The organism is Sphingobacterium sp. BS-2, assembly GCF_046161205.1.
Classification (GTDB): Bacteria; Bacteroidota; Bacteroidia; order Sphingobacteriales; family Sphingobacteriaceae; genus Sphingobacterium; species Sphingobacterium mizutaii.
The window spans coordinates 259,365-273,412 of the sequence record NZ_JBIXGO010000010.1 but is presented as its reverse complement, the minus strand read 5'-3'; the positions used below and the strand labels follow the sequence as shown (position 1 = coordinate 273,412).

Sequence of the window (14,048 nt, the reverse complement as noted above, 5' to 3'; positions counted from 1 at the left end):
AATAAAAATAAAACGATATGATTTTCGGACGACGATACTTGAAATAACCACCAATTAATGAACCAAGACATTTTTTGATAAGGATATTATTTTCTATAAAACTTTGCTGTGCGGATTCACATTAAATTTAATGGTGTAATTTGGTTGGTTACTGAAAAGAGTTCCCTATCAAACGTTCCACTGAAACTTTGAATAGATATTTTAATTAATGATCAAAAATCGCTAGGTTATAAATTCAATCAGTTTTTCGGATACTGATCGAGCCGCAATAACCGCCCCCTCCATATAACCGGGATATTGGGTTGCCGTTTCACTTGCTGCGAGGTACAAATTACCCTTCATATAACTGTGATGTAACAGCGGATGCCCGTTATCTTGATGCGGACGTTGGATTGTCAGATTACCAGTCAATATAAATTCATCTGACCAGACCTTATCAAAATAAGCAGTTGGGGTGAGTGCCTTTTTCCCAATCAATTCGCCTAATTGTTGTAAAACAAGCCCTTTTCTCACTTTGGGCATGTAAGCTGAAGCCCCTGTGTTTAGAAAACCCGTAAAGCCAAATCTATCCTCTTCAAAATTGGTATGGTCGTACATTTCAGTAATGATACCTGCATGGCTGTACATCATTCCTGAATAACCCTGGCTCCGCCAAAAAGGTTGGTCATATTCCAATGTGAACTTTATTGATCCTGCCATCCAGGTTTGTACGTTGGGAAGAAGGGCCGTGAGTTCTTCAGGTAACAATGGTGAAAACATTATATTAGATACTAACTGTGGAGGAATGCACAGGATGACTTTGTCAGCCTCTATTTCTTTGCCCATATCATTTTCAAGCATCATACCTTCCTCTGTTTGTTTTATCGATCTGATCTTACAATTCAAAAAAATACGGTCTTGGGGTAGCTTAGCTTCCAAAGTATCGATCAACATTTGCGTGCCCCCGGTTAAACGGTAAGATGGTTTTTCAGCCTCGGGGATATAGAATTTCTGTGGTGGTTCAAACGATTTGGTCTGAAACAATGTTAAACCTTTTGAGAACTGTGGGTATTTTCGGAGTCCCAATTCATTTATTAAAAACAGAAGATTCGAATGCATGTCGGAGAACCAGGTTGCGCCCAATTCCAAAGGAGTCCGTAAGGTTCCTGTGACGGTCTGTATCCTTCCGCCAAGTCTGGAAGATGCTTCCAAAATAATGAAATCTATATTCCTTTTTGTTAGCAGGTAAGCCAAAGTTAACCCACTCAATCCACCTCCTATGATAACAATACGTTGCTTTTCATTCATCTTATGGAACCGTTTTTGATTTTAACCTTCAAATTTCCATTTTTATCCCTTTGATATCAGTGGACAAATCGGAAAAATAATGGAACATATAGGAAAAAAAAGCGAATCTATATACTGGTGGATTTGGAGTATACACCAAATTTTTAAATTAGCAAAAAGGTACAGTGTTCTCAGTTGAGTGTCTATGGCAAAAGAAAAGTCGAACATAATCAATGAATATCATCTAAATAGGCACAAGCCTGAATGTCCACAGTTTGCTTTATATGATCTGAAGGCACATTTAATGGAAAATCAATGCCAAGTAGTAAGACCGCACATTCACAGCTTTTATCAGGTCATATGGTTTAAAAAAGGAAAAGGGAAACATTATGTCGATTTCAAGACCTACGATGTTTTTGATAATTCGATTTTTTTCGTTGGACCCAATCAGGTGCATTACTTTGATGAAAATTACGATTATGAAGGTGTGCTATTTCATTTTAACCGGTTATTCCTGTTACAGGAACAAAGCCCATTAGATTTTTTCCTGCATTTCAATTTATTTAATAATTCCCTCCATCAATCCTCTTTAAACGTCAGTACGGGGATGGTCGATACCTTGGATAGGTATGTTTCACAGATAAAGGATGAATTGAACAATGAAGAAACATTTGGCAAGGAATTGATTTTGGGCAGCTACCTCAAATCATTCCTTATTCAGGTACAGCGCAAGAAGAACATTTTTGAACAGGGCTCTGAGGTCTGGTCTCCAACTTTCAACGACAAAAGATTGGTGCTTATGAGGTTCATCAATCTGATAGACGAAAACTATAAAAAAGGATATACCATTGCCGAGTATGCCAGTTCATTGCATATCTCTTCGAGGAGTCTGTCCGACCTCACCCACCAACAGCTCCATAAAACTCCTTCCCAAATGGTTCAGGAGCGAATTATTTTGGAAGCTCAGCGTCTATTATTGTATTCCAACTCCAATGTCAATCAGGTGGCTTACCGTTTAGGCTTTGAAGATGCCTCTTATTTTGTAAAATATTTTAAAAAATATACAGGTGTTTCACCGAAAGATTTTAGAAAGTCCATTTCTTAAAATTACCATTTGTTTTTCTATTTGCTCATTGTTTAAAAGTTGTAAATCAAAGACTTTTGTTAACCAAAATTTTACACCTATGGCAACGGCATATTTAGAGATTACACTTACGATTGTCGGTATGGATTTAGCGGGTGCAGCGGCAGTTTATTGCCTGTATAAACATCCCTTTCTAGAGACAATAAAAGGTGCTCTGTCGAAAGAACTATTATACCATATCGACGATGTGCTGCTGTTGCACGGTTTTGAGTGTGTAGAAGACAGGAATACCTGATGAGCAACCTTTTTAAAAAAAATGTGGTTACCTCCCTGAAACCATACATAAAGGGCAAGCCGAACATTAAGATTTATAGTGTATCTTAATATTTAGTACTGGAAGGAATGGTCCTTCAGGCCCTTTCGATTGTTGATTATTCATAAAGTATATAATGATGAAGACAATTAAAATGAAATGTTGATTTTTGAGTTCGGCAAACAAGGCTGAATTGCTGGGAAATTTTCCATTTCAAAAAACTATATGTGTTATCTTCACGGAGCTAGGCATTAATCCAAGTAGGCGAGGAGTAGATAAAAATGTTTCTGGGCGGATGGCCAGGGACCAACCGTTATTTTTTACTATCGGATTTTTAATCTTGAATAAAGGTTGTCACTTTTTTATGTTAACCAATTCACTTTTTCCAATAAGCCTGAAGACTTTGTGTTTTTATCTTGAAGTTAATTTTGAATATCTTTTTTAAAACGTAAAAGGAACTATCATTGTATGCAGTAAGTTTTAGAGAAAGGTACCAAGTATTTGGCGTTAACTGGTGGAATCAAACAGTGATTTTTAGCATTTCAATAATGGGGGATTTTATTTGCAATCAAATGTGCTTTAAATTGTTAGCAATTTTAGGATTTCCAATTACTCATTGATAAAATATCATATTTATGATAATCAATCATATTCAGCTCTAAATACTACATTTAAATAGAAGAAAAAAGCAAGAAAACATCGCAAAAATGGTAACTATTTCAAAAAGGTAAAATAATCTTCTAATAAACCTACTTTCTGGCTCTAAATTAGCACCCTCTTTTAACAGTGTTTCCTTAATCTTTTTTAACATTTCCTTAACCCTGGTTAAGAAATCAATAGTTGGTTTGGTACTCATGCTTTATTCCTTCCTATGACAATAAAAATGCTAGAATCATCAACATAACCGTAAAGGATATTTTGAAAAAATCAAATATGATTGATGTGAGCGGATCTTTATAATCCTCCTCTTCAATTTCATCAATATAAACCCTTTCAAATTTCTTGTAGGAAGTTTTTAATTCCTCAATTATCTTTTTCCAGTAAGATGGTTCCACAATCTATATTTAACGCAAAATTTAATTATTTTTCAAACCAAGTTACTTTAACGTCATTAATACATCCCATTATATAAGTATTATAGCTATTACAGTATCAATTAATCGATGTTGGTTAAATTACTGTATATCTTAAAGTTATTCGGTTTAACAAATCCTGAACAATATCGGATAAAATACTCTTTTTTTAGAATAAATTTTTAAAAATATCCCCTCGTTGTGAAATAATATTTGCTTTAGCTCAGTTAAATAATTATTTAAAGTATTTTTTAAAGCTTATAAATTTGAAAATTTGAATGTACTGCATAAATCCGTTAGGAAAATCACCACTCCAGACTATATTGAAGATACCAATGAACTCTTGAACATAACTCTCGGAAATATGTTTAGTATTTTCTTGAATATGACACAACGGTAGTTGTGGATTCAACCTATTTTGAACTATCTCAATACTACAAAAAAAAATAGCATAATTAAATAGATATTTTCAAGGAGTTGGCTTGCTTTTACCAAGCTATATTGATATAAAATATTGGAAAGAGTATCTTTCTTTTATTTGGGTTAATAAATCCCTATGGATTGGTATTTATTAAAAACCATATTTAACTCCTCCTAAAATTCTAACCGATATAATTTATCTGTACGGAAAAATGTCCTAATTCTTTTTCTTCCTTAATGCTGATTATTTCGATTTATCGGTAATAGTTAAATTCAATTTATGATTGTAAATAAAAAACAATTAAGTTTTATTTTTATTTATTGATTAAATGCTTTAAAAATTCACTTTTTTGTTTAAAAAATCTTTTTTTATTAATCAATCGTAAACATGTTCTTAATATTGTATTAATAAACCTTAATTACTTTTGCCGTTATAAATCAACCTAATAGTGTGTACTATGAAAATGAAATTATCCTTAATTGGAATCTTCTTTTTTTCGGTTAGCTTATTACAAGCACAGACTGATGATGGCATTATGCGTTTAACAGAATTCGCATATCCAGTAAAACGGCAAAATCTAACTATTCCCGATGTCAATGGCTATCAAGTATTGAAATGTGATTTTCACATGCATACGGTATTTACCGATGGTCATGTATGGCCAAATGTGAGAATTCAAGAAGCCTGGCGTGAAGGGTTGGATGCTATTTCATATACCGAGCATATGGAATATAACCCCCACAGTGCGGATGTAAAGGTAGACCACAATCGTTCGCATGACTTAGCTGTTGAACTGGCTAAGGAGAATAATATTGTTTTGGTCAAAGGAACGGAAGTGACAAGACAAACGCCTCCAGGACATTTTAACGCTTTGTTTATTCAAGATGCAGACGACTTGGTATCAGATAACAATTCCAATTTAGATCAGGAAGCAATCGACAAGGCTTACGCCCAAAAAGCATTTATTTTCTGGAATCACCCTGGATGGAAAGCTACAGCAATTCCTGGATCCTATGAATGGATTGATTTTGTAGAAAAGATGTATCAGGAGAAAAAGCTGCATGGAATTGAGGTGGTGAATGGCTTAGGTTTTCATAAGAAATCATTGGATTGGGCTTTGGACCGTAATTTAACCATTATTGGAAATACGGATATCCATAACCTGATTGCTCATGATTATAACATCGAGAAACAGGGGGTGCATAGAACGATGACACTGGTCATGGCGAAAGATCGTACAGCTGCCGGAATCCGCGAAGCATTGGAAGCTGGTAGGACGGTAGTCTGGTCAAGTAATTACCTGTTTGGAAAGGAAGAAAATGTTAGAGATCTAGTAAAAGCATCGATTTCAGTTTCTCCAGCCTACCATGAGAAAACCAATGCAAAAACCAAGGTAAGAACCAAATATTACGAAGTTAAGAACAACAGTGATCTATATTTTGAGTTGGAATTAAAAGGAGGGACTGGCACCAAGAGATTGGTTTTATATCCAGAATCCACTCAAATCTTGACTGCCGAAGCAGGGCAATCGAATTTAACCTATGAAATAATATCAACATTTATTCGGAGCGATAAGCATTTACAATTTGACATCAATTTAAAGTAAAAAGCGAATTCTAATTTTATGAAATCTTACATACCAATATTTCTATTGGCGGGGACTGTTTTGTCCTTACCAATCCAAAGCTCGGCTTCAAAATTGAGGACTGAGTTAATGAATTCAGTTGATTTTCAGCAAACTATTTCGGGGAGGGTAGTTGATGGGAGTGGAAATCCAATTGAAAGCGCGACGGTTGCAATTCAAGGCAGCAATCGTGCTACAGCGACGGATAAGAATGGTCAATTTACCTTGGAAAGTAGTAAATCCAATGTGACTTTGGTTGTCTCATTTGTCGGGTTTACCACCAAAACCCAACAGGTTTCTGGTGATTTGAACAATGTGGTTATACAGCTGGACAACAAGAACGATCTTGAAGAGATCGTAGTTGTCGGGTACGGAACCCAAAAGAAGATCAATTTGACCGGGGCCGTTTCACAGGTAACCTCAGAGGTCCTTGAAAACCGTCCTGCGGCAAGTTTAAGTAGGATGTTGCAAGGAGCACTTCCCAACTTAAACCTAAAGATGGTGGATGGAAGTCCGACGCGCGGAGCAACTTTCAATGTGCGTGGATCAACCTCGATTGGTGCTGGGGGTAGTGCTTTGGTGTTGATTGATGGGGTTGAAGGAGACCCCAATATGATCAACCCGAATGATATCGAAAGTGTAACGGTTTTAAAAGATGCTTCATCGGCAGCAATTTATGGATCCAGAGCAGCTTTTGGGGTGGTCTTGATTACCACGAAAAACCCGAAAGCCGGAAAAGCAACAGTAACCTTAAACTCTAACTTCTCGATGAATAACCGAGTGGTAGAACCAAAATTGGTGACCAATGGTTATGAATGGGCCAAGAATTTTAATGAAGCTTTTAATGCCTGGTATGATTATAAATCAACTCCAATTTCCGTAAATAACATTTATCCATTCTCATTGGAGTATTTGGAAGCTTTGAAACAGCATTCCGAGAATCCAGGAGGCGAGGAAGTTGTTTTCAATAAGGCGACGAATCGTTATGAGTATTTTGGAAATACCGATTGGTACAATATGGTGTATAGAGAAAATATGCCAAGTACCGAACAGGCGATGAGCGTATCCGGAGGAGGAGAAAAAGCATCATATTTCCTATCTGGCCGATATTTTCACCAAGGAGGTTTGTTCAATTTTAATCCAGACAAGTTTAACAAGTACAATATCCGTGGAAAAGGAGATGTCAAAGTTACAGATTGGTTGACCTTCCAGAACAATACAGAAATCAGCAGTTATGATTATCACTATCCGATGTTTGCAGATGGTGATGGCAATATCTGGAGGCAGTTTGAGCACCAAGGATATCCCATGGCGGTAATTTATAATCCTGATGGAACCTATACCCATTCAGCGGCATATACCGGAATAGCATCCTTTATTGAAGGGAACAATGCTTCAGACCTGAATAATACTGTATTGAGAAATACCGCAGGAGTGATTATCAAACCGGTAAGCGGACTGACGCTAAAAGGAGATTTCACCTATTCCAGAACTTGGGAAGATGAGCAAAGAACCAATAATTATATCAACTATAGTAATTCACCGGGAGTAATAGATCGTTTTGGTCGAAGCTTATTGAGACAATTGGGCGAGCGTAAAAAATACCTTGCGGGGAACTTAACGGCAAACTATACCAAGAAATTTGCAGATAAGCATGATATCAATGCCTTATTAGGTTACAACGTAGAAACTCAAACCTTGAAAAAGTTGAATTCACAACGTGATGGTATTATTTTACCTAACAAACCGGATTTCAACTTAATGGATGGCTTGAATTTTAATATTACAGGAGGTGGTAATGAATGGGCATATTTAGGTTTATTCTACCGTTTCAATTACGCTTACGATAGTAAATACCTGATTGAGTTGAACGGTCGTTATGATGGATCCTCGAAATTTCCTGAGGACCAACGATTTGGATTCTTTCCTTCGGTTTCAGCGGGATGGGTTGTTTCCAATGAATCGTTTTTCCAAGATGCAAAACCATTGGTTAGTAATTTGAAGTTCAGAGCTTCCTATGGTTCATTAGGAAATGGAAACGTAGCACCATACCGTTATCTAGAACAGATGTCGGTGGCCAAAACCGGAGTAATCCTAGGAGGTGTTCAACCAAGTTATACCTCCATTCCAGGAGTTATTCCATCCGGTTTAACCTGGGAGAGATCCACAACGTTTAACGTGGGTGCAGATTTAGGGTTCTTCGATAATGCCTTGAACTTTACCTTCGATTGGTATAACCGGATGACCTACGATATGTTTACCGTGGGTGAGCCATTGCCAAATGTTTTTGGTGCCGCTGTTCCTTATGGAAACTTTGCGGACTTATCGACAAAAGGATGGGAATTGACGGTGAATTACAATAATCAATTTGAATTGGCCGGAAAGCCTTTTAACTGGGGAATCAATGGATCTTTATGGGATAGCAGATCCCATATTACTCGCTTCAACAATCCAAAAAAATTATTGAACAACTATTATGTAGGTCAGGAGATTGGTGAGATTTGGGGTTATGAAACCTTAGGTTTCTTTACTTCAGAAGAAGATGTTGCCAACCATGCGGATCAAAGTTTTATCCGTAACTCGAACAACAATGTTTGGTTACCTGGAGATTTGAAATTTGCAGACTTACCAAATCAAAACGGAGAAGTTGATGGTGTCATAAACTCAGGCGATAATACAGTAGATAATCCTGGAGACCGTCGCATTATTGGTAATAATTCAGCACGCTACCAATTTGGGTTTACCTTATCCGGAAAATGGAATGGGATAGGATTATCGGCATTTTTCCAAGGGATTGCAAAGCGTGATTATTATTTCTCACCAGAAGCTGGATTGTTCTGGGGTCCTTACAATAGACCCTATGGATATCAGCCAACCAAAATGATGGAGGATATGTGGTCAGAAGAAAATCCAGATGCTTATTTCCCTAGATATAGAGGTTATACCGCCTTGGGTACTGACCGTTCATTGGGAGCACCGCAAACCCGTTATTTACAAGATGCTTCTTATTTACGATTAAAATCATTGACCATTGACTATAATGTGCCACAAAAATGGCTGCAGAAAACTAAGTTAGCCAATGTACAAGTCTTTGCAAGTGCGCAAAACTTATTCACTTTCTCAGGATTGTTTAAACATACCGAGAATTTTGACCCAGAAGTTATAGAGAAGCCAATTGGTGAATTAACCAATGGTTCAGGGGAGGGATACGCCTATCCACAATTAAAAACAACAACTTTTGGTCTTAACGTAACATTCTAATTCTACCATCATGAACTCAAAAATTAAATATAGTATATTAGGATTGGCTGCGCTGGCATTTACTTCATGTAGCAAGGATTTCTTGGACCGTGAGCCATTTGATAAATTAGTTCCAAACACTTATTTCACAACAGAGGCTGATTTACAGCTTTATGCAAATTCCTTCTATCAACAATTTATCCCATCTGGTTTATCCATTGTGCAAGCGGATGAAATGGGTGAATATACCTCCAAGAATAATTCTCCGAAATTTATCTCGGGAAATTTCTCAGCTGTTGATCAAGGGGCATGGAGTTGGACGAAACTTCGGAATATCAATTATTTCTTAAGTAAATACGATAACCCATCCATTCCAGAAGAAGCAAGGAAGCATTATTCAGGGGTTGCCCGGTTGTTCAGAGCCATGTTTTATTTTGATATGGTCAAAGACTATGGGGATGTGCCTTGGTATTCAAAGCCATTGGCAACAGAAGATAAAGAGTTATTATATAAGGGTCGCGATCCCAGACATGCGGTAATGGATTCTGTTCTTGCGGATTTGAATTATGCGGTAACCAATATTCGTGATAAGAAAGACAATACCTCTTCCATGATGACAAAATGGGTAGCCTTGGGGATGAAATCCAGGATTTGTTTATTCGAAGGGACCTATCGCAAATATCATCCAGAGATCAAGTTGACCAATACGGCAGAAAAATGGTTGACAGAGTCCTTGAATGCTTCCAAGGAGCTTGTGGATTCAAAGCAATATACCTTATACAGTACCGGCAATCCAAGCAAGGATTACCGAACCCTATTTACGAGTGAGAATCCCGTTTCAGGAGAGGTCATGTGGTCCAATGTTTATAACAATGCTTTAAAGAGATGGCATGAAATTACCTGGAAATTTAATTCAGCGACATTTGGTGCGAGATGGGGATTGAACAAACAATTTGTCAACACCTATTTGAATGTGGATGGAAGCCGTTTTACAGATCAAGTAGGATATGACGAGCTATTATTCGTAGATGAGATGAAGAATCGCGATCCACGATTATCACAGACGGTTCGCGGATTGGGTTATAAACGTTCAGATGGATCTGCAGCACCGGCGAATTTTGGGTATACCTTTACGGGTTACCATATTATGAAATTCAGTTTGGATGACAAGCGATTAGATGGTGTAACGGAGGGGTACAATTCCATTACGATGATGCGATATGCGGAGATCTTACTGAATTATGCGGAAGCATCAGCAGAATTGGGTAAATTATCGGGTGATGCTGCCCTGTGGAATGAGACCATTGGAGCGTTGCGGGCGCGTGCGGGAATCAGTTCAAAACCACCTGCTGATGTTGATCGTTATTTGCAACAGGTTTATTTTCCGGAAATTTCTGATAAATACTTGTTGGAGGTCCGTAGAGAAAGAGGGATTGAATTGGTTTATGAGGGTTTACGTTATGATGACCTGATGCGTTGGAAAAAAGGAACCTTATTGGAGATGCCATGGAAAGGTATTTATGTACCGGGAATGGATCAAGAAATGGATCTAGATGGCAATGGAACGCCTGATGTATCCTTTGTGACCAAAACACCATCAAGTCCAAAACAAGGAGTGTCCTATTTTGTTGTTGATGGAAAAGCGGCGAAATTGACTGAAGGAACCAAAGGGCATATTATCTGGCGAGCAGACGAGAATCGGAGGTTTGATGATAAAAAATATTTGAAGCCAATATCAAATGCGGATTTAGTTGTAAATCCGGATCTTGGCCAAAATCCCGGATGGTAATCCACCTAACTGTACAATTGAAATTAAATCGTCCTTAGATTTTCTAAGGACGATTTAATTTAATTAAGGCCATGGTAATCCATAGAAGTGCATTTTTGATATCGTTAATATACATTAGGATAAAGTGAGTTTTAACTTTCACGCATTACAACTTGAAATCTTTGTCAAACATAATACCTTTTATGTGATTTAATGGTAGCATTGGTAATAATTGGGATGAAACTTGCTTTGGACAAAGCCCTAAAAAAACTATTATGAGATAAGGGAAAGGATCAGTGTTTCCCTAATTGTCAAAGGGATTCCATGGCACTATGGGAAAGTTTCCTTAACAAAATCAAAAATTCAAGAATCATGTGGTGAAGATAAATTAATTTAGCCCTTAAACCCTTCCAATCAGGTGTTTTTTCGGAAAAAAAAGCCCCAATCGAATGCTGAAATACAATTGAGGCTCTAAACGATAATCATCATGCTAAAAGATGATTATCCAATATACAAAAAAATCCCCAAAACCTTGACGATCTGGGGAGCCTAATTAAACAAAAACATAATTTTCATATGTTTATATCTCTCTGTCAGTAACAAATGTCTTTAATAATGGTTTTAAAAAAGACCAGGAATTATAATTATATAGATTATGAATTAAAAAATCAAATATACCTTAAGACCTTTATCCGTCAATTATTTGGTTTTCCATTAATTTTAATAAAAGGGCTCCTTAGAACAGATTAAAAATTCCCTAGAATTCCAATTGGGAGGACTGCAGCTTGATAAGGTTTTTTGAAATTAAACAGAACCTATTCATCCTACCAGTTGTCCAGTAAAAAAAAGCAAATTTTATGGAAAAGCTCTTGAAATTGGACATTGAAAAATTCGTGCTGACACACGCTGAATGGATAAGAGATCATAAGTCATTGGAATTGGCCATTAAATATGTTGAAGAAGTCCTAAAGGATAACCATAGCCAATTAAAGAATGTAATAAAGAAACTATAGATAACTTCCGTGACGTTCAAAATATACTCTTATAACTCAATTTTGGTTTCAGCCAAGTTTCTTTCTGTTATTTATTAGTTCCTGGGGAATATGGAAACATGGGTGTGTCTAAATGACTTCTCTTGAATATGCATTTCAATCGAGTGTGCATATTTTCGCAAGAAACATAATTATTTTTCAGTAACTGCGTCTTAAACTTTTCCATCCTTTTTAAGTAAAGTTTTTAGGACAAACAATTGCCACGGAAAACTATTTACTAATTCATCCTTTTTAATGAGTTCATGAAATTATCTCAAGCCTGAAACTTGTTCCTGATTTCTTATATTTTGGTAAATAAATTTTAATTATTTTTGATAGAATTAAATTATATTATTGGTACTTTTATATTTTAGTTAAAAAATCAGGAGCTAGATAGTATAGCGCAACAGTATGAATACCAAAATAAAATTCTCAAAAGGAAAAACTTCCTTCTCCAATATACTTAAGTATAAAATCAACGATTACTTCATCCAAAATAAATTGAAAAAAACCGGCAATCGAAAATTGACGATTAAAGCGATTGTGCTCCTTTCCACTTTAGTAGTGATATATATAACATTAATATTTATCCAGCCACATTGGTTGATAGGAATCATTCTTTGCATGTTATTGGGTGTAAATCTGGCCGCAATCGGATTTAACATCATGCATGATGCAGGACATAATACCTTTTCGGAAAACAAGCATATTAATTCCATACTGTCTTACACCCTGAACCTTTTGGGAGGCAATATTTACCTTTGGAAGCTGAAGCACAACATTGCCCATCACACCTATACCAATATAGATGGCGAGGACCATGATATCGAGATCAAATTCATGCGCATCCATCATGACCAGCCCATAAGGAAGCACCATCGGTTTCAGCATCTCTATTTTATTCTGCTCTATTCGATTTCTTATCTTGCTTGGATCTTTTTTCAGGATTATGAAAAGTTCCTTAGACAAAGGTTAAGTCTCCATTCTTCAAAAATTCTGATCCCCAAGAAGGAAAAGGTAATTTTCTGGGTCAGCAAGTTACTCCACCTAGTTGTTTTTATTATCGTACCTATCATCTTTGTGGGTTTTATACCTACCCTCGTAGGATTATTGGTTGCAAGTATGGTATGTGGGATATGTTTGGCTACGGTCTTCCAACTTGCCCATGTCGTGTCAATTACCGATTTCAAGACCATTGAAAACCACAGGGTGGAGGACGAGTGGATGGTGCACCAGCTCCAGTCGACTTCGAACTTTGCAACAGACAGTACATTCCTGACATGGTTGTTGGGCGGGCTCAATTTCCAGGTAGAGCATCACCTTTTCCCGAAAGTAAGCCATATCCATTATCCTGAACTGAACAGGATCGTCAAAGCAACATGTATGGAGTATGGGATGATATACAATGAATACCCAACATTTTGGGCGGCATTTAACTCGCATTTTAAGGTTATTAAATCAATGAGAAAATAAAATTAGGATTATAATTAATTTTTGTTACCTTTGATTATAATCAGGCTCTGCCTACGCTTTCTGAAACCGATCAGTTAATCTATCTTTTTTAGTTTCGCATTTTCAGCTGCTAATTTGTTACCATCTAAAACGATGCAGAAACTATTTGAGATTGGACTCCTTCAACCTCCTTTAACAAACATCCTTTTCTTGTCAACAGAATGATTATTGAAACGTTAGGTTTCAAAAGGAACGGCCACTGGCCCAACAGATTTTTTAATTAATTTTTATTACAATGCAGGAAGGAAAAGTAAAGTTTTTCAACAACACCAAGGGTTTTGGATTTATTTCACCAAATGATGGCGGACAGGACCTTTTCGTACACAGTACGGGCTTAAGGGAAAACATTAGAGAAAATGACGATGTTATTTTTGATGTTGAACGCGGACAGAAAGGAATGAACGCCACAAATGTTCGCGTAATTTAAAAGTACTCCATTTGTTAATAATTGTTTGGCTTTGACTTAGGTTAAGGCCATTTTTTTTTGTTCATTATGTAGAGATCCCAATTTGTCACCCTATCAAAAAATATATCCCAGCGTTCCATTATGGCTAAGTAGTGACAGGATCATGTGACAAAAATGATTCACTCATAAAGTGAAAAAAATACTTTTATTAGGTGGTATGCGCTCTTAAATACATAAAGTGGTGAGAGTTTAGGTGGACTGACAGCAACTCTTCTGCATTCTTGTAATAAATGAATCCCGCTTTAGAAAT

At 36.7% G+C, this 14,048-nt stretch carries 9 protein-coding genes; 8 read left to right on the top strand and 1 reads right to left on the bottom strand.

Annotated features, from left to right (window positions below):
* Positions 1-222: 222 nt before the first annotated feature.
* The gene (locus ACK2WI_RS04280; protein WP_409149900.1) at positions 223-1,287 is read right to left on the bottom strand and encodes a flavin monoamine oxidase family protein; all 1,065 of its coding nucleotides are present in this window, start codon (positions 1,285-1,287) and stop codon (positions 223-225) included.
* 184 nt (positions 1,288-1,471) lie between these two features.
* On the opposite strand from ACK2WI_RS04280, the gene ACK2WI_RS04275 reads away from it, so the two are divergent.
* The 8 genes from ACK2WI_RS04275 to ACK2WI_RS04240 all read left to right on the top strand — a co-directional run bounded on the left by ACK2WI_RS04275 (position 1,472) and on the right by ACK2WI_RS04240 (position 13,759).
* Positions 1,472-2,371 (top strand): AraC family transcriptional regulator, encoded by a 900-nt coding sequence (locus ACK2WI_RS04275; RefSeq protein ID WP_409149899.1) that lies wholly within the window; start codon positions 1,472-1,474, stop codon positions 2,369-2,371.
* A gap of 79 nt (positions 2,372-2,450) precedes the next feature.
* Positions 2,451-2,645 (top strand): hypothetical protein, encoded by a 195-nt coding sequence (locus ACK2WI_RS04270; protein ID WP_313258357.1) that lies wholly within the window; start codon positions 2,451-2,453, stop codon positions 2,643-2,645.
* 1,969 nt (positions 2,646-4,614) lie between these two features.
* Positions 4,615-5,763: an Sb-PDE family phosphodiesterase gene (locus ACK2WI_RS04265; RefSeq protein WP_409149898.1), complete on the top strand. Its 1,149-nt coding sequence runs from the start codon at positions 4,615-4,617 to the stop codon at positions 5,761-5,763.
* A 108-nt stretch (positions 5,764-5,871) separates the two neighbouring features.
* A complete protein-coding gene (locus tag ACK2WI_RS04260; RefSeq protein ID WP_409149897.1) occupies positions 5,872-9,042 on the top strand; it encodes a SusC/RagA family TonB-linked outer membrane protein in 3,171 nt (1,056 codons plus the stop codon).
* 10 nt (positions 9,043-9,052) lie between these two features.
* On the top strand, positions 9,053-10,810 hold the full coding sequence (locus ACK2WI_RS04255; RefSeq protein WP_185211784.1) for a RagB/SusD family nutrient uptake outer membrane protein: 1,758 nt from the start codon (positions 9,053-9,055) through the stop codon (positions 10,808-10,810).
* An 836-nt stretch (positions 10,811-11,646) separates the two neighbouring features.
* Positions 11,647-11,802: a hypothetical protein gene (locus ACK2WI_RS04250; protein ID WP_409149896.1), complete on the top strand. Its 156-nt coding sequence runs from the start codon at positions 11,647-11,649 to the stop codon at positions 11,800-11,802.
* Positions 11,803-12,231: 429 nt separating this feature from the next.
* Positions 12,232-13,293: a fatty acid desaturase family protein gene (locus tag ACK2WI_RS04245; protein WP_409149895.1), complete on the top strand. Its 1,062-nt coding sequence runs from the start codon at positions 12,232-12,234 to the stop codon at positions 13,291-13,293.
* A 274-nt stretch (positions 13,294-13,567) separates the two neighbouring features.
* Complete coding sequence (locus tag ACK2WI_RS04240; RefSeq protein ID WP_185211786.1) at positions 13,568-13,759, top strand: cold-shock protein; 192 nt, start codon at positions 13,568-13,570, stop codon at positions 13,757-13,759.
* Positions 13,760-14,048: the final 289 nt, after the last annotated feature.